Origin of the sequence: Streptomyces sp. NPDC006743, from assembly GCF_040703815.1 — a bacterium.
Lineage (GTDB): Bacteria > Actinomycetota > Actinomycetes > Streptomycetales > Streptomycetaceae > Streptomyces.
Window position 1 is genome coordinate 1 of sequence record NZ_JBEYJA010000087.1, and the last position, 17,333, is coordinate 17,333.

The 17,333-nt window shown below is 75.2% G+C and carries 14 protein-coding genes and 1 rRNA gene; 3 read left to right on the plus strand and 12 right to left on the minus strand.

Annotated elements, in window-relative coordinates; translation table 11 throughout:
• The first annotated feature begins 243 nt into the window (after positions 1-243).
• Positions 244-1,911, plus strand: coding sequence for a PucR family transcriptional regulator ligand-binding domain-containing protein (locus tag ABZ719_RS35500; RefSeq protein WP_366729294.1), 1,668 nt, complete (start codon positions 244-246; stop codon positions 1,909-1,911).
• 133 nt (positions 1,912-2,044) lie between these two features.
• Here the strand turns inward: ABZ719_RS35500 and ABZ719_RS35505 are convergent, their stop codons facing one another.
• From ABZ719_RS35505 to ABZ719_RS35530, 6 genes are all read right to left on the minus strand, one after another.
• Positions 2,045-3,190 carry a glycosyltransferase family 4 protein gene (locus ABZ719_RS35505; RefSeq protein ID WP_366729295.1) on the minus strand — a complete coding sequence of 382 codons (1,146 nt, stop codon included), beginning with the start codon at positions 3,188-3,190 and terminating at the stop codon, positions 2,045-2,047.
• An 805-nt stretch (positions 3,191-3,995) separates the two neighbouring features.
• Positions 3,996-4,754: a hypothetical protein gene (locus ABZ719_RS35510; RefSeq protein ID WP_366729296.1), complete on the minus strand. Its 759-nt coding sequence runs from the start codon at positions 4,752-4,754 to the stop codon at positions 3,996-3,998.
• Positions 4,755-5,122: 368 nt separating this feature from the next.
• Positions 5,123-6,850: a DNA repair protein RecN gene (gene recN / locus ABZ719_RS35515; protein WP_366729305.1), complete on the minus strand. Its 1,728-nt coding sequence runs from the start codon at positions 6,848-6,850 to the stop codon at positions 5,123-5,125.
• Positions 6,851-7,106: 256 nt separating this feature from the next.
• On the minus strand, positions 7,107-8,012 hold the full coding sequence (locus ABZ719_RS35520) for an NAD kinase (RefSeq protein ID WP_366729297.1): 906 nt from the start codon (positions 8,010-8,012) through the stop codon (positions 7,107-7,109).
• Positions 8,009-8,824, minus strand: coding sequence for a hemolysin (locus ABZ719_RS35525; protein ID WP_366729298.1), 816 nt, complete (start codon positions 8,822-8,824; stop codon positions 8,009-8,011). The genes ABZ719_RS35520 and ABZ719_RS35525 overlap by 4 nt, the downstream gene beginning before the upstream one ends.
• 7 nt (positions 8,825-8,831) lie before the next feature.
• On the minus strand, positions 8,832-9,170 hold the full coding sequence (locus ABZ719_RS35530) for a hypothetical protein (RefSeq protein WP_366729299.1): 339 nt from the start codon (positions 9,168-9,170) through the stop codon (positions 8,832-8,834).
• A 42-nt stretch (positions 9,171-9,212) separates the two neighbouring features.
• On the opposite strand from ABZ719_RS35530, the gene ABZ719_RS35535 reads away from it, so the two are divergent.
• Positions 9,213-9,560 carry an SCP2 sterol-binding domain-containing protein gene (locus tag ABZ719_RS35535; RefSeq protein WP_366729300.1) on the plus strand — a complete coding sequence of 116 codons (348 nt, stop codon included), beginning with the start codon at positions 9,213-9,215 and terminating at the stop codon, positions 9,558-9,560.
• Between the two features lie 18 nt (positions 9,561-9,578).
• Here the strand turns inward: ABZ719_RS35535 and ABZ719_RS35540 are convergent, their stop codons facing one another.
• The 4 genes from ABZ719_RS35540 to ABZ719_RS35555 form a co-directional block, all read right to left on the minus strand.
• Entirely contained in the window at positions 9,579-10,427 is an 849-nt protein-coding gene (locus tag ABZ719_RS35540) for an ABC transporter ATP-binding protein (RefSeq protein ID WP_366729301.1), read from the minus strand.
• Positions 10,424-11,434: an iron chelate uptake ABC transporter family permease subunit gene (locus ABZ719_RS35545; RefSeq protein ID WP_366729306.1), complete on the minus strand. Its 1,011-nt coding sequence runs from the start codon at positions 11,432-11,434 to the stop codon at positions 10,424-10,426. Before ABZ719_RS35545 ends, ABZ719_RS35540 begins: the two co-directional genes overlap by 4 nt.
• Positions 11,435-11,517: 83 nt before the next feature.
• Entirely contained in the window at positions 11,518-12,561 is a 1,044-nt protein-coding gene (locus tag ABZ719_RS35550; protein ID WP_366729302.1) for an iron chelate uptake ABC transporter family permease subunit, read from the minus strand.
• Between the two features lie 65 nt (positions 12,562-12,626).
• The gene (locus ABZ719_RS35555; RefSeq protein ID WP_366729303.1) at positions 12,627-13,655 is read right to left on the minus strand and encodes an HAD hydrolase-like protein; all 1,029 of its coding nucleotides are present in this window, start codon (positions 13,653-13,655) and stop codon (positions 12,627-12,629) included.
• Between the two features lie 73 nt (positions 13,656-13,728).
• On the opposite strand from ABZ719_RS35555, the gene ABZ719_RS35560 reads away from it, so the two are divergent.
• Entirely contained in the window at positions 13,729-15,024 is a 1,296-nt protein-coding gene (locus ABZ719_RS35560; protein WP_366729304.1) for a DUF1015 domain-containing protein, read from the plus strand.
• Between the two features lie 75 nt (positions 15,025-15,099).
• On the opposite strand, the gene ABZ719_RS35565 is transcribed toward ABZ719_RS35560, so the two are convergent.
• Both ABZ719_RS35565 and rrf read right to left on the minus strand, forming a co-directional pair.
• Positions 15,100-15,924, minus strand: a complete 825-nt coding sequence (locus tag ABZ719_RS35565; RefSeq protein WP_366729307.1) for a tetratricopeptide repeat protein — start codon at positions 15,922-15,924, stop codon at positions 15,100-15,102.
• Positions 15,925-17,241: 1,317 nt separating this feature from the next.
• Positions 17,242-17,333, minus strand: a 5S ribosomal RNA gene (gene rrf, locus ABZ719_RS35570); the annotation flags it as partial.

Here is a 17,333-nt window from a genome sequence, read left to right on the forward strand (position 1 = left end):
GGGGGGGGGGGGGGGGGGGGGGGGGGGGGGGGGGGGGGGGGGGGGGGGGGGGGGCCCCCCCCCCGACGCCGTCCACCCGGCCCTGATCCGGCGGCCTTCGCCCCGTCCCGCTCGGTGGTCTTCGCCCGGCCCAGTCCCGGCGACGCCCACGCGGTCCTGCCCCGGTGACGTCCGCCCTCCCTGTTCCAGTACCTCCCACCCCGTACTGTCCCGGTGGCGTTTCCCCAGGTAGCGTCCGGTTTCATGGACCGCAGACTCGACACCGAGGGCGCCGGAATCACCGTGCAGCGCGCCCTCGAACTGCCCGGCCTCCGCAGCGGGCTGCCCGAGATCGTGGCCGGCGGCGACCGGCTGGGCCGCACCGTGCGCTGGGTGCACGCCGGGGAGGTCCCCAACATCGCCTCCCTGCTCAAGGGCGGTGAACTCCTGCTGACCACCGGCTACGGCCTGGGCACCCGCCCCGCCGACCAGCGCGCCTTCGTCCGCACCCTGGCCGAGCGCGGTATCGCGGCCCTCGTCGTGGAGCTGGGCCCCCGCTTCAGCCGGCTGCCCGCCGCCCTCGTCGAGACCGCCCGCTCGGCCGGTCTCCCGCTCGTCCAGCTGCACCGCGAGGTGCCGTTCGTGACGGTCACCGAAGAGATCCACACGGAGATCGTCAACGGACACTACGCCCTGCTCCAGCGCGCCGAGGAAGTGCACCGGCGCTGCACCGAGGCGCTGCTCGGAGGCGGCGGGGTGCCGCAGGTGCTCGGCATCCTCGCCGACTTCGGCTCCAACCCGGTCTTCCTGGAGACCGCGGAGGGACGGCTGCTGTACGCGGCGGGCGCCGGCCCGGAGGGCGCCGACGCGCTCCAGGTCTGGGAAGGACTGCGCGGCCAGCACAAGGAGACCCCGCCGCCCGCCGGTTCCGTCCTGGTGGACGTGCCCGGCGGCGGTCTCGGCCCCGGCTCGGTCCGCGCCCGGCTCGTCCTGCTGCCCGTGCGCGGCCCGCTCGCCCCCGTGCACCGCATGGCCGCCGAGCGGGCGGCCGGGATCCTCGCCGTGGTGCTGATGCAGGCCCGCCAGGAGGAGGAGCTGGCCGCGCGCGGACGCGGCGACTTCCTCACCGACCTCGCCGAGGGCCGTATCGCCGCCGAGGACGCCCCCGCGCAGGCCCGGGTGCTCGGTTTCAAACCGGGCGTCGGCCCCCTGCTGCCCGTGGTCATGCGGCTCGGGGACGCCCTGGCGCCGGGCGGCGGGGGCGGCTGGGCGGTGCTGGCGCGGGCGGTGGCCGAGGAGCTGGCCGCGGTCGGTGTGCCGGCCCTGCTGGGCGTACGGCCGGTCGAGGGCCGGGTGCTGCTGCTGGTCGGGCTGCGCGCCGAGGCGGAGCGGCCGGCGGTCGCGGACCGGGTAGCCGCGGCGCTGCGGGCCGGCGGGGAACGGGCGGGCCTGCGGCGCCCGGCCCCTCCCGCGGCCTCCGCCGGCCGGGGCTACCCGCAGCCCGTGGTGGTCGTCGGCGTCGCGGGCGGCTGGGCGGCGGCCTCGGCCGGCCTGCGGCACGCCGCCGAGACGGCGACGGCGGCGCAGGGGCTGCCCGAGCGGCCCTGGTACGACGCGCGCCGCCTCGACATCGACCTGCTGCTGTGGCGACTGCGCGGCCATCCGGACCTCGCGGCCTTCGTGGAGCGTGCCATCGGCCCGCTGCAGGACCACGACCGCCGTTCCAAGCCGCCGCTGCTGCCCACCCTCCAGACGTATCTGGCGCACGCGGGCCGCAAGGCGGAGACGGCCCGCGAGCTGCACCTGAACCGGCAGACCCTCTACAACCGGCTCGCCCGGATCGGGGAGTTGCTGGGCACCGACCTGGACGACCCGCAGACGGTGCTGGCGTTGAGCCTGGCGCTGCGGGCCCGACGGCACGTGGCGTCGTGAACGGCGGACGGGGTGCCGCGAAGGACGGCCGGGGCGTCGTGAACGGCGGGCGGGGCGTCGCGAAGGACGGCCGGGGCGTCGTGAACGGCGGGCGGGGCGTCGGTATCCCGAAGGGCGGGGCGGGCCACCGGCTTCAGAGCGGGCTCGCCGGCTCGGTCAGCTCGTCGTAGACGCTGAGGACCTGGGCGACGGTCTCGTCCTCGGTGGGCCAGCCCGCGGCCTGCGCCGCTCCCCTGGCCCGCAGCAGTTCACGGCGCCCGGGGTCGGCGAGCAGCCGGACGACGGCGCCGGCGAGGGCGGGCGGATCGCCGTACGGGACGAGTTCGGCCGCGTCGCCCACCAGGTCGGGGACGCCTCCGACGGCGGTGGCGACGAGCGGCACCCGGGCGAGCAGCGCCTCCTGGGCGAACACGGAGCGCGGCTCCCAACTGCTGGTCACCAGCGCGAGATCGGCGGCCGTGAGGAGCCGGTGCACGTCGTCGCGGACGCCGAGGAGCCGGACCGGCAGCTCCTCGTCCTCGATCCGCCGCTGCAGCGTCGCGCGCAGCGGCCCCTCCCCCGCGACGACGATCAGCGGCACCGGGTCGAGACGGCGCCAGGAACCCGCCGCGTCCAGCAGGTACTCGTAGCCGCGGTGCCGGTCGAGGGAGCCGACGGCGAGGAGCAACGGGCGTCCGGTGGCGCCGAGTTCGGCCCGCAGCTTGGCGCGTCGCCCCTCCGGGTCGTCGTGGCCGGGGCAGGTGTCGCCGCGGGACGGGCCGGGCAGCGCGGTGGCGGCCAGGCGGGCGTCACGGGCACCGGCGCGGCGGGCCCGGTCCACGAGGTCCGAGGTGGTGCCCAGCACCACGGTGGCCGCCTTCACCACCCGCCGCTCCAGCAGCCGCAGGAAATGGGCCCGCGCCCCCTGCTCCAGGGCGCGGTTGTGCCAGGTGACGACGAGGGGAGTACGGCGTCCGCGCAGCGCCAGCACCGCGCGGAAGGAGGCGTGCAGTCCGTGCGCGTGCACGAGATGGGCCTGTGAGCAGGCAGCCCGCAGCGCCGCGACCGAGGCGGGATCGCTGCTGCGCGGCACGTGCACGTGGTCGGCGCCGACACCGGTGAAGTCGTAGGCGCGGTCGGCCTCCTCGGGAGCGCACACCGTGACTCGCACGCCCCGCGCCACGAGTCCCGCGGCCAGCGAACGCACGTGCGCACTGCTGCTCGCGTTGCCACCGCCGACCACCTGCACGGTGCGCAGCGGCGACTGACCGTGCGGTGCGTTGCTGCTGACGGGGCTCACGCGGGCGGGGCTCCTGGTTCGGCGTGGTGCGGTCACGAAGAAACGTACAGAAGGTATCGGGGGCGCGACGCGGCCCGTGCGCGCCGGTGGGGCGTACCGCGTTCTTCGCCAAGGATGCCAGCACGTACGGGCGTTGCGGACCCGGCTGGCGGTCGCGCCGGACGGTGCCCGCGGCAGGCGTGCCCGCGTGCGTCATCCGCACGAGTGAGGGAGCGGCGGGAACGGCGGCGCGCGGCGGAGCACTTGCCCGGCCGACCCGGTGCGTCCGAGCGCCCGCCCCGCGAGGAGGGCGTACAGGCGCACCGAGGGGCGCCCTGTACCCCCGCACACGCGCCGTCTCCGCCGGCACGCTGCCACGGGCGCGCGCCGCCGGGGTGCGTCCGGCCTCGGGGCGCTGCTGTCGTGGGGGCCCGCCCGGTGGCCCGGTGAGGTGGCGTGGTCAGGAGGTGGCGTCCCTGCGGGCGCGCTGCTGCCGCGGTGGGCTCGGTGGGCCGGGTGACAGCGGCGCGGGCAGATGAAGGAGCACCGCCGATCGCCTGTACACGGCCCGCCGCGGAGGCCGCCGAGTGTCTAAGCAAGCCCGCGGGTTGCGTGCCGCCGGTCGCCCGGGCGTCGTCAGCCGGTCACGTGCCCCGGCACCCCGAGTGGCCGAGCGCTCAGGCACTCGGGCGCCGTCAGTCGGCCGAGGGCCGGCGTCCGCCGGTGTCCCGCACCGGACCGTCCGGCGGGCCGGGCTGCCGGTCGTCACGGTGGTCCGGGGCGGCGGGACCGGACGTCACGGGGGTTCCGGGCGGCGGGCCGGACGTCATCGGGCGGCGCGGGCCATCGCGGTCACCCGGTCACCCCAGACCGCGGCGGCCACCACGGCTGCGGCGTGCGCGGTGAGCCCCACCCGTCCGGTGCCCGTCACGATCGCGGTGCCCAGGGCCGCGCCCAGGGCGTGCGCCCCCGTGTCGCCGACCATCACGCGCTCGCCGAGGTCGTCGGGGAGCACGGCCGCCGCGGCGCCCATCGCCGTCGCCGCCAGCTCGGCGCCCGGCCCCCGTCGCAGCAGCCCTGGCGCGCCGAACGCCAGAACCGCACCGGCCGCCCGCCCGGGGCGCACGTCCACGAGGTTGACGAAGTGCGCGGCCCCGGCGATGACCACCCCGGCCAGCACCCGGTCCACCGGCCGCTCCTTCAGCCGCGCCCCGGCGGCGAGCGCGGCAGCCGAGATGCCCAGCAACTTGACGGCTCCGCTGGTGACTTCGCCCTCGCGCAGGGCCGAAAGATGGGCGCGGAAGCCGCGCCGCGCGTCACCGGCGCCCGCGATGTCGTCGTACGCCCCGCACAGACCGGCGGCGGCCACGGCGAGCCCGGCCGCCGGACGTACGCGCGCCGCACCCGCCGCGGCGGCCAGGGCGGTAGCCGGGGCGGCGTACAGCCCGACGGGCCGGCCCGCGTGGTTCTTCCGCTCCCAGCGCGCACGTCCCCCGGGCGCCCGGGTGCCCAGCGCCCACATCGTCGCGCGGGTGAGTGCTGCCGTGGTGAGGAGGGCGGTGGTGCGGCCCGCTCGTGCGATCATGCCGTCACTCTAAGAGCTGCGAACAAAAGGGGAGTCCGATCAGCTCGCGGCGTCCGGTGCGTGCGATCGCAAGGCGCCGGAAGATCCTCGTGGCGGAGCTGCCAGGGCCTTCCGGCAACGCGGCGAGGGCGCGTTCCCGGCGCCGGCCGCCGGGCCCGCTTCTGTTCGCAGCTCTACGCACCGCCCGGCGAACGGACGGCCGCTCCGGCCCGTCCGCCCCGCCTGCGTCCGCTCTCGCGCCCCACCGAAGGCGCCACCTGCCGAATGCGAGGCCCCGGCCGGACCGGGTCACGGCGCCCTGCCTGTCCGTCGGCCCGTCGCCCATCCGCCACTCGGACCCTCGCCCACCCGCCCGCCCGGACCGGCGCCTACCTGTCCGCCCGGGCCGTCTCCAGCAGTTCCTCGGCGTGGGCGCGGGCGGTCTCGGAGTCCTCCTGGCCCGCCAGCATCCGGGACAGTTCCCTGACCCGGTCCTCGCCCTCCAGGACCTTCACGCCCGAACGGGTCACCGACCCGTCGTTCGTCTTCTCCACCAGCAGCTGCCGGTCGGCGAAGGCGGCCACCTGCGGCAGGTGCGTGACGACGACGACCTGCGCCGTCTTCGCCAGTTTCGCGAGCCGCCGTCCGATCTCCACGGCCGCCTTGCCGCCGACACCGGCGTCGACCTCGTCGAAGAGGTACGTCGGCACCGGGTCCGTGCCCGCGAAGACGACCTCGACGGCCAGCATCACGCGGGACAGCTCACCGCCGGAGGCGCCCTTGGCGATCGGCCGCGGCGGCGCGCCCGGGTGCGGGGCGAGCAGCAGCTCGACCTCGTCGACGCCGGAGGGGCCGTAGGCGACCGTACGGCCGTCGACCTCCACACCGTCCGGGTCCTCGGTCTGCCGCAGGTCGAACGACACGCGCGCGTGCGGCATGGCGAGCGAGGCCAGCTCGGCGGTGACGGCGGCGGCGAACCGCTGCGCGGCCTCCGCCCGGGCGTCCGTCAACGCCTGGGCGAGACCGCCCAGTTCGGCACGCAGCGCGTCACGCTCCGCGGTCAGCTCGCCGATCCGTTCGTCGTCGCCGTCCAGCTCGGTCAGCCGGACGGCACTGCGCTCGGCCCAGGCGAGGACGGCGTCCACGCCCTTGTCGTACTCCCCGTACTTGCGGGTCAGCGCCGTCAGCGCCGCCCGCCGCTCCTCCACGGCGGCCAGCCGCAGCGGGTCGGCGTCCAGGTCGTCGGCGTACCCGGCCAGCTCCCCGGCGACGTCGCCCAGCAGGATCCCGATCTCACCGATCCGGTCGGCGAGCGCGGCCAGCGCCGGGTCGTGCGCGCGTACGGCCTCCAGGGCGCGCTGGGCGCCGGCGACGAGGGTGGCGGCGTCGATGCCCTCCGGGTCCTCCGGGTCACCCGCGAGAGCGGCGTGCGCGGCCGTGGCGGCGGACGCCAGGGCCTCGGCGTGGCCGAGCCGCTCGGCCTCCTCGGCCAGCTCGGCGTCCTCACCCGCACGCGGCTCGACGGCGGCGACCTCGTCCAGGCCGAAGCGGAGCATGGCGGCCTCCTGGGCCCGCTCCCGCGCACGCGTGGTGATCTCCTCCAGCTCCGCGGAGACCGCCCGCAGCCGCCGGTACGCCTCCGTGTACTTGGTGAGCGGTACGGCGACCGCGTCACCCGCGTACCGGTCCAGGGCCTGCCGCTGCCGGGACAGCTTCAAGAGCCCCTGCTGGTCCGTCTGGCCGTGCACGGCCACCAGGTCGTCGGCCAGCTCGGCGAGCAGCCCGACGGGCACGCTGCGTCCGCCCAGGTGGGCGCGTGAGCGGCCTTCGGCGGAGACGGTACGGCTGATCAGCAGCGCCCCGTCGTCCAGCTCGGCGCCCGCCTCCTCGGCCCGCAGGACCGCCGCGGCGCCGGAGGGCACGGCGACGCGCCCCTCCACGACCGCCTTGCCGGCGCCGATCCGTACGAGCGCCGGGTCCGCGCGCCCGCCCAGCAGCAGTCCCAGGCTGGTGACCACCATGGTCTTGCCCGCACCCGTCTCACCCGTGACCGCGGTGAAGCCGGGTGACAGCTCGACGACGGCGTCGTCGATCACGCCGAGCGACCGTATCCGCATCTCCTCCAACACGCACACGACCTTACGAGGTCCGGGGCGGCGCGTGCGACCGCCCCGCCCTTGTCACCCGCGCGAGTGGTCCGGCACAAGGGCGCGGGGAACCGCGCGGGCGGCCCCGCGACCCGCGCACGGCGCCCGGGTGGCCGCTCCGGATGTGCCCCGGCGGCCGCCCGGCAGGGGGGCCGGGGCCTCAGCTCCGGAGGGCGCCCCCGCCCCGCCGCCCCAGGGGGCGTTCCGCGTCTCCTCCCCGGAGGGGCTAGTGCGGTGCCCCCCGCCACCCCGAGACCGGCAGCGCGAACTTGGCCACCAGCCGGTCCGTGAACGACGCGTGGTGCAGCCGGGCCAGCCGTACGGGGACGGCGCCGCGCCGCACCTCCACCCGCGCCCCCGGCGGCAGCTCGACCGTGCGGCGCCCGTCGCACCACAGGACCCCCGGCGGCACGTGCGGCAGCACCTCCACCGCGAGCACGGAGTCCGGCGAGGTCACCAGTGGCTTCGCGAACAGCGCGTGTGCGCTGATCGGCACCATCAGCAGCGCCTCGACCTCGGGCCACACCACGGGACCTCCCGCGGAGAAGGCGTACGCCGTCGACCCGGTGGGCGTGGCGCACACGATGCCGTCGCAGCCGAACCCGGTCACGGGCCGACCGTCGATCTCCAGGACGACCTCCAGCATCCTCTCGGCGGACACCTTCTGCACGGCCGCCTCGTTCAGCGCCCAGTCGGTGTGCACGATGTCGCCGTTGCGGTGCACGACGACATCGACGGTCATCCGTTCCTCGACCTCGTAGGCCCGGGACACCACCCGGTCCACGACCTTGTCCAGGTCGTCCCGCTCGGCCTCGGCGAGGAACCCGACCCTGCCGAGGTTCACGCCGAGCATCGGCACCCCCGAGGCGCGGGCGAACTCGGCGCCGCGCAGCAGCGTGCCGTCACCGCCGAGGACGATCAGCAGCTCGCACCCGTCCAGGGACTGCGGCGTGGCCTCGGCGACCAGCTGCACCTCGCCGGGCAGCGGCAGGTCACACGCCTCCGCCTCCAGGACGCGCACGCCGATCCCGGAGTGCAGCAGCCCCTTGACCACCAGCTCGGCGCTGCGGACTGCGGCCGGCCGCCCGGTGTGGGCCAGCAGGAAAACGGTACGAGCATGGCTCTTTGTCAACGCGGCCCCTCCGCCACTGCACGGTCGACGTCGGCCGGTTCCAGGGCGGGCGCCCCGGCACGCAGCCACAGAAAGTACTCGACGTTGCCGGACGGGCCGGGCAGCGGACTGGCGGTGACGCCCCGCACCCCGAGCCCCAGCTCCCACGCCTTCCCGGCGACGCCCCGCACGGCCTCCGCCCGCAGTTGCGGACTCCGTACGACACCCCCGCTGCCGAGCCGCTCCTTCCCCACCTCGAACTGCGGCTTGACCATCATCACCAGGTCGGCCTCCGGCGTCACGCACCGGGTCAGGGCGGGCAGCACCAGGCCGAGCGGGATGAAGGACAGGTCTCCCACGACGAGGTCCACAGGTTCCCCGTCGATCGCCTCCAGCGTCAACTCCCGCACGTTCGTGCGGTCCTTGACGGTGACGCGCTCGTCCTGCCGGAGCGACCAGGCGAGTTGGCCGTAGCCGACGTCGACGGCGACGACGTGCGCGGCGCCCGCCCGCAGCAGCACGTCGGTGAAGCCCCCGGTGGACGCCCCGGCGTCCAGCGCCCGCCGCCCCTCGACGACCAGCCCCTGCGGCACGAAGGCGGCCAGCGCGCCGGCGAGCTTGTGACCGCCCCGCGAGACGTAGTCGGGGTCGCTGTCGTCGGCCGTGACCACGATCGCGGCGGCGGTCTCCACCTGGGTGGCGGACTTGGTCGCGACGGTCTTGCCGACGGTGACCCGCCCGGCGGCGATCAACTGGCCGGCGTGCTCGCGCGAGCGCGCCAGCTTGCGGCGGACCAGTTCCGCGTCGAGACGGCGGCGTGCGACTCCTGCCACGTTCGGTTCAGCTCCTGTGTCGGTACGGCGGTGAAGGCGCCGGCGGCGCCGTGGGTCCGGGAGGTCCCGGGCGGCCGTCGAGCGCGCTGAGCGCGTCGCGCAGCCCCCGATGTACATCCTCGTACACCTCCAGGTGTCCGTCGGTGCCGAGGTGGTCGGCGTCACCGAGCCGCTCCAGGGCCGCGTCGACATCGGCGTCACCGGTGGGGGTGCGGGGCACACCGAGGGGAGCGGGCCCGGAAGGGCCCGCGGCGGGGACGGGGAGATCGGGGGCGGGGTCCGCGGCGGGCTCCCGCACCGCCGCCGCCTGCACCGGGGCCTTCGTCCCGGACACGGAGTCGCTCATGCCCCGACGCTACCGCGAGGCCCTGCGGTACCGTCGGTCGCGATGGCCACGATCGAGGAGTGCCGCGCGGCACTCGAGAAGCTCTCGGACAGCATGGCGGACGCGGACGGGAAGGTCCGCGAGGCGGCTGCGCTGGACCGCTCGGTGAGCTGCCACATCACGGATCTCGACATCACTTTCACCGGCCGCCTCACCGGCGGCCGGATCGACGTGCGGGACACCGTGCCGGGGCCGCCGCCCGAGAAGGCCCAGATCCGGCTCGCCATGGCGGGCGACGACCTGGTCGCACTGGTCGGCGGCGGACTGAACTTCGCCGCGGCCTGGGGTTCGGGGCGGGTGAAGCTGGAGGCGAGCCTGCTGGACCTCTTCCGGCTCAGGAAGCTGCTGTGACCCCGCCTCCCAGGGCCCCTACCGGGCCGTGACGCGCGCGCGTGCCGTGCGCGCCGCCGGCACCACCAGCGGCGTGCCCGTCTCGGGATCGTCGATGACCTGGCAGCGCAGCCCGAAGACCTCTTCCACCAGCTCGGCGGTGACGATCTCGCTCGGCGCGCCCTGCGCGATGACCTCCCCGCCGCGCAGGGCGACGAGGTGGGTGGCGTAACGGGCCGCGTGGTTCAGGTCGTGCAGCACGGCGACCAGGGTGCGCCCCTGCTCCTCGTGCAGGTCGGCGCAGAGGTCGAGGACGTCGATCTGGTGCTGGATGTCCAGGTACGTCGTCGGCTCGTCCAGCAGCAGCAGCGGCGTCTGCTGGGCGAGGGCCATGGCGATCCACACGCGCTGGCGCTGACCGCCCGACAGCTCGTCGACGTAGCGTTCGGCGAGCGCGGTGACGCCGGTCCGCTCCATGGACTCCTGGACGACCCGCTCGTCCTCCGCGGACCACTGCCGCAGGATGCCTTGGTGCGGGTAGCGGCCGCGGCCCACCAGGTCGCCGACAGTGATGCCGTCGGGCGCGATCGAGGACTGGGGCAGCAGGCCGAGGGTCCGGGCGACCTGCTTGGCGGGCATCGACTGGATGACCTGGCCGTCCAGCAGCACCCGGCCGTGGCTGGGCTTGAGCATCCTCGACAGGGCGCGCAGCAGCGTGGACTTGCCGCAGGCGTTCGGACCGACGATCACGGTGAAGGAGTTGTCGGGGATCTCCACCGACAACTGCTCGGCGATGACCCGCTGGTCGTAGGCCAGGGTGACGTTGTCGGCGGACAGGCGGCTCACGGTGCTCCTCAGGTCGTTCACGGTGGTGCTTCGGATGCTCATATCCGGCCCTTCCTGCGCTCGGCGACCAGCAGCCACAGCAGGTAGGCCCCGCCGAGGACGCCGGTGACCACGCCCACGGGCAGCTGGTCGGCGCCGAAGGCCCGCTGCGAGGCCCAGTCGGCGGTGACCAGCAGGGCGGCGCCCATGCACAGCGAGGGAACCAGGTTGGGGCCGGGTGAGCGGGTCAGGCGGCGGGCGAGCTGCGGTGCGGTCAGCGCCACGAAGGCGACAGGACCGGCGGCGGCGGTCGCGGCGGCGGTGAGCAGCACGGCCGAGCCCATCAGCAGCAGCCGTACGCGCTCGACGCGCACCCCCAGGGCGTAGGAGACGTCGTCGCCCATCTCCAGCATCCGCAGCCCGCGGGCGTTGGCGAGGACGAGCGGGAGCAGGACGGCGCACAGGACGAGCAGCGGCCACACCTGGGCCCAGTCACGGCCGCCCAGCGAGCCGGTCAGCCAGTTCACCGCGCGGGCCGCGTCCACGAAGTCGGCCTTGGTGATGAGGTAGCCGTTGACGGCGGTGGCGACGGCGTTGACGCCGATGCCGACCAGGACGAGCCGGTAGCCGTGGACGCCCTGCTTCCAGGCGAGGAGGTAGATGGCGAGCCCGGTCACCAGGCCGCCGGCGAGCGCGCCGAGGGTGACGGCGGTCGCGTCGCCCGACAGCAGCACGATCACGACGAGCGCACCGGCCGTCGATCCCTGGGAGAGGCCGAGCACGTCCGGGCTGCCGAGCGGGTTGCGGGCGACGGACTGGAAGAGCGCGCCGCCCAGGCCGAGGCAGGCGCCGACCAGCAGACCGACCAGGACGCGGGGCAGCCGCAGTTCGCGGACGATGAACTCCTGGCCGGGGTTGCCCTGTCCGGCCAGCGTCTTCAGCACGTCGGAGGCGGGGATCGGGAAGTCGCCGGTGCCGATCAGCACGACGCTCGCGGCGAGCGCGGCGAGCACCAGCAGGACGACGACGGCCAGCGCCCGCGTCTCCAGACGGAAGGACAGCCCGCCCAGGGTACGGACGGCGCGGGTGCCGCCGGGAGTGCCGGGGGTCCGTGGGCGGCGGGCGCGCCCGGCGTCGGTGGTGGGGATGGTCTTCACAGCTGGGCCGTCCTCCGCCGCCGAACGAGCAGGATGAACACCGGGCCGCCGATGAGCGCGGTGACGACCCCGACCTGGACCTCGCCGGGCCGGGCGACGATCCGCCCGATCACGTCCGCGCCGAGCAGCAGCACGGGCGACAGGATCGTGGAGTAGGGCAGGATCCAGCGCAGGTCGGGTCCGGTGAAGGAACGCACCACGTGCGGGACCATGAGCCCGACGAAGACGATCGGCCCGCAGGCGGCCGTCGCCGCCCCGCACAGCACGGTCGCGGCGAGCATGGCCAGGGCCCGGGTGCGGTTGAGGTGGGCGCCCAGGGCGCGTGCGGTGTCGTCGCCCATCGACATCGCGTTGAGCGGCCGGGCGAGGAGCAGCGCGAGGACGGTGCCCGCGACGCAGAACGGCAGCACCTGGACGATGGTCTCGTTCGTGGCGGAGGCCAGGGAGCCCACCGTCCAAAAACGCATCCGGCCCAGCGCCGCGTCGTCCGTGATCATCACGGCCTGGACGTAGCCGTAGAGCGCGGCGCCGATCGCGGTGCCGGCCAGCGCGAGCCGTACGGGCGTGGCGCCCCGGCTGCCGCCGAGGAACCACACCAGCGCGCCCACGGCGGCGGCGCCGAGGAAGGCGAACCACACGTAGCCGCGCAGGCTGGTCACGCCGAGGAAGGTGATCGCGGTGACCACGGCCGCCGACGCCCCCGCGTTGATGCCGAGGATCCCCGGGTCGGCCAGCGGGTTGCGGGTCAGCGCCTGCAGCACGGCTCCGGCCAGCCCGAGCGCGGCCCCGGCGAGCAGACCGAGGACGGTGCGGGAGAGCCGTTCGCCGACCACGACGTCGCCGTAGCCGCCGGAGTCCTGGAAGAGGCCGTGCCAGACCTGGGCCAGGGACAGCTCCTTCGCGCCGATCGCGATGCTCGCCAGGGCGACGAGCAGCAGGACCGCGGCGGACAGGAGCAGTCCGGCGGCTCGCACGCCGCGCCGGGCCGGGGGCGCAGCGGCTGCTGCCGCGCGCTGTTCGGGAGGACTGTCGACCAACACGCAGTTAGGTTAGCCTACCCTCGCTTAGGGTTCGACAGTGCGTCACCGTCCCTCCGGGGGACGCCTCACAGCCCCAGCTTCGCCAGCGCCTTCCCGCCGTCCAGCGCGCACCCGCTCTCGCCGCCCGCCGTCCACGCCGCCGCGCACAGCGCGCGCAGCCCGTCCATCGGCTGCCCGTCACCGCTCAAGGCCAGCGCGTCGCCGCCCGCCGTCGCCGTCCACCCGCCGCACCGGAAACCGTCACCCTCCCGGGTGATTTCCGGCTGCCCGGTGAGCAGGCCCCGCAGATCGGCGTCGACGTACGTCGGCCGGTGCTCGGGCGGTGCGGCCAGCAGCCGCGCCCCGTCGGTCACGCCGGTCAGCACGAGCAGTGAGTCCACCCCGCCGTTGAACGCGCCCTCGATGTCCGTGTCCAGCCGGTCCCCGACCACCAGGGGGCGCCGCGCACCGGTACGCAGGATGGTCTCGCGGTGCATGGGCGGCAGCGGCTTGCCCGCCACCTGCGGCTCAGCACCCGTCGCGATCCGGACGACCTCCACGGCCGCGCCGTTGCCCGGAGCGATCCCGCGGGCGCTCGGGATCGTCAGATCCGTGTTGGAGGCGAACCAGGGCACCCCGCGGTGAAGGGCGTAGCACGCCTCCGCGAACCGCCCCCACGCCATCTCGGGACCGCCGTACCCCTGGGCCACGGCCACCGGCTCGTCCTCGGCCGACTCCACCGGCTCCAGGCCGCGCTCGCGCAGCGCCACCCGCAGCCCCTCACCACCGATCACCAGCACGCGCGCCCCGGGCGGCACCTGATCGGCGATCAGCCTGGCCACCGCCTGCGCGGAGGTGACCACGTCCGACGCATCGGCCCGTATCCCCAGGTCGGTGAGGTGTCCGGCGACCGCCTCCGGGGTGCGCAGGGCGTTGTTGGTGACGTACGCCAGCCGCATCCCGCCCGCGCGGGCGGCGGCGAGCGAGTCGACGGCGTGCGCGATCGCGTCACCTCCCGCGTACACCACCCCGTCCAGGTCGAGCAGGGCCGTGTCGTACGCCTCGCTCAGGGGCCGCCCGCTGCCCTCGGGGCCCGTCCTGACGCCCTGGCTCATTCCGCATCGCTCCTCGTGGTACCGGTTTTCCCTCGATCATCCCCCATGCCACTGACACACGTACGATGCCGGGATGAACACAGCAGGTCACTCGTCGGCAACTCCGCGCCGCGGCCTCGACCTCACCCCGTTCCGAGGCCTCCGCTACGACCCGGACCGGGTCGGCAGTCTGGCCGCGGTGACATCCCCCCCGTACGACGTCGTCGTCCGCCCCGACGGCCTGCACCACCTCCAGTCCGCCGACCCCCACAACATCGTCCGCCTGATCCTGCCCCAGGCGGGCACGCCCACCGCCCGCAACGACCAGGCGGCCGACACCCTGCGCCGCTGGCTCGCGGAGGGCGTCCTGACCGCCGACCCGGAGCCGGGCCTGTACGTGTACGAGCAGCGGGACGGCGACGGCATGCTGCAACGCGGCCTGATCGGCGCGCTGCGGGTGTCGGATCCGGCCGAGGGCGTGGTGCTGCCGCACGAGGACGTGATGCCGCACGTCGTCGCCGACCGCGCCGCACTGATGCGCGCGACCAGCGCCAACCTCGAGCCGCTGCTGCTCACCTACCGCGGGAACGGCTCGACGGCCGCGACGACGGTGGTCGTCGAACGCGCCGCCGAACAGCCGCCGCTGCTGTGCACGACCACCGAGGACGGCTTCAGCCACCGTCTGTGGGCCGTCACCGACCCCGCCGACCTGGCCGGGATCCGGGAGGATCTCTCCCAGCACCAGGCCCTGATCGCCGACGGCCACCACCGCTGGGCGACCTACCGGCGCCTGCGCGCCGAACACCCCTCCCCCAGCGCCTGGGACTACGGTCTCGTCCTCCTCGTCGACACGGCCCGTTACCCCCTGCGGGTCCGCGCCATCCACCGGCTGCTGCACGGGTTCCCGGTCGCGGACGCGCTGGCGGCGCTGGACGGCCTGTTCCGGGTACGCCGCCTGGACGGCCTGCGGCTGTCCGACGCGCTGGAGACCCTGGCGGACGCCGCCTGTGCGGGCAACGCCTTCCTGCTGGCCGGCGACGGCTCCTTCCACCTCGTGGACCGCCCCGACCCCGGTCTCCTGGCCCGTACGGTCCCCGCCGACCGGCCGGCGGCCTGGCGCACGCTCGACGCGACGGTCCTGCACGCAGCGCTCCTGGAGCACGTGTGGCACATCCCGGAGGACGACCCCACCCGGATCGCCTACATCCACGACACCGCCGCCACCGTGGCCAAGGCGGAGCGCGACGGCGGGACCGCCGTCCTGCTGCACCCGGTGCGCGAGGACGTGGTGCGCGAGCTGGCACGCCAGGGCGTCACCATGCCGCGCAAGTCGACGTCGTTCGGGCCGAAACCCGCGTCCGGACTGGTGCTGCGGGCCCTGGACCTGTGAGACACGGGGATACGACGAGGGGCGGGCCCCGATCGCTGCCGATCGGGGCCCGCCCCTCGTCTCCCGCGACAGGACTCAGTCCTCGTCCTCGTCCTTGTCCTTGTCCTTGTCCTTGTCCTCGTCCGCTGCCGGGGCCTCGGCTTCGCCCACGGGCTCGTCCTCGGCCGCAGCCACACCGATCTCCCGCGAGGCGCCCGCGGACCCGGCGTCCGCACCGCTCTCGTCGAGCGCGTCGGTGAACTCCACACCGTCCAGCTCGGCCAGGCGGTCCGACGCGTCGGTGCTGCCGTCCCGGTCGGCCTCGACGGCCTTGGCGAACCATTCCCGTGCCTCGGCCTCACGGCCGGCGGCGAGCAGCGCGTCGGCGTAGGCGTACCGCAGGCGGGCGGTCCACGGCTGGACGGAGTGGGAGGCCAGCTCGGGGCTCTGCAGCGTCACGATGGCCGCGTCCAGCTGCCCCATGTCGCGCCGGGCGCCGGCCGCGACGAGCCGCATCTCCACCTGCCCCGCCTTGTCGAGCTTGTGCACCTCTGGAGCGCCGGCCATGTCCAGCGCCTTCTCCGGCCGGCCGAGCCCGCGCTCGCAGTCGGCCATGACGGGCCACAGCTCCACGTTGCCGGTCATCCGGCGGGCGGCACGGAACTCCGCGAGCGCCTCGCTGTACTTCTGGCTGGCGTACGCGGCGAACCCGGCCGCCTCCCGTACGGCGGCGACGCGGGACGCCAGCCGAAGGGCGACTCTGGAGTAGCCGTACGCGGCCTCGGGGTCCTCGTCGATGAGCCGGGCCACCATCACCAGGTTGCGGGCGACGTCCTCGGCGAGCGTCTTGGGCAGGCTCTGGAGTTCCTGCCGTACGTCCTTGTCGATCTCCTCGCCGGTGACCTCCTGCGGAATCGGCAGCCGCTTGATCGGCTCCCGGTCCCGGTCACGCTCGTCGCGGAACCGGCCGCCACCCCGCCGGTCGTCACGGCGGTCGTCCCTGCGGTCGTCACGGCGGTAGGACGGGCGGTCGCCCTCACGGCGGAAACCGCCGGGCCGGCCACCACGCTCGCCTCGGTCGTCACGGCGCGGGCCGCGACCCCCACGGTCGTCACGTCCGCGGAAGCCACCGCGGTCTCCGCGCTCGCCGCGGGTGTCGTCCCTGCGGTCGTCGCGACGGTCGTCACGGCGGTAGGACGGGCGGTCGCCCTCACGGCGGAAGCCGCCACGGTCGTCGCGGCGGTCGTCCCGACGGTCATCTCGGCGGTCGTCGCGGCGGCCCTCGCGCGGGGCGTCACGACGGTCGTCACGGCGGTAGGCGGGGCGGTCGCCCTCGCGGCGGAACCCGCCACGGTCGCCGTCACGACGGTCGTCACGGCGAGCGCCGTAACCACCGCGGTCACCCTCGCGCCGGTCGTCACGGCGATCGTCACGACGGTCATCACGTCGGTCGTCCCGGCGGAAACCACCACGGTCACCGCGGTCGGGACGCTCGGAGCGGTCGTCACGGCGCCCGTACCCGCCGTACCCGCCGCGGTCGTCACGGCGACCGCCGTAGCCACCACGGTCGTCGTCACGCCGGCCGTAGCCGCCACGGTCGCCGTCACGACGGCCGCCGTAACCACCGCGATCACCCTCACGCCGGTCGTCCCGACGGTCATCTCGGCGGTCGTCGCGGCGGCCCTCGCGCGGGGCGTCACGACGGTCGTCACGGCGGTAGGCGGGGCGGTCGCCCTCGCGGCGGAACCCGCCACGGTCGCCGTCACGACGGTCGTCACGGCGAGCGCCGTAACCACCGCGATCACCCTCGCGCCGGTCGTCACGGCGATCGTCACGACGGTCATCACGTCGGTCGTCCCGGCGGAAACCACCACGGTCACCGCGGTCGTTCCGGTCGCTGCGCTCGGGACCACGGCGGTCGTCGCGGCGACCGCCGAAACCTCCGCCTCGCTCGTCGTCGCGACGGCCGTATCCCGCACGGTCGTTGCCGCGGCGCGGGCCGCCGCGGTAGCCGCCTCGGTCACCGCGTTCGCCGCGGTCACCAACGTCCCGGCGGCGCTCATCGCGCTCCGGACGCTCGTCGGGAGAGTTGGTGGACATCGGTGACTCCTGTCTGCTGTACCGCAAAGTCATTCTCACGCAGCCGGGTACCCGGCGCGCTGCAAGCTGTGTTCGGTGAAAAAACGAAAGGACCCCTGGTCCCAGCTGAACGCTGGGACCAGGGGTCCTCCAAATATTGTTCGGCGGTGTCCTACTCTCCCACAGGGTCCCCCCTGCAGTACCATCGGCGCTGTAAGGCTTAGCTTCCGGGTTCGGAATGTAACCGGGCG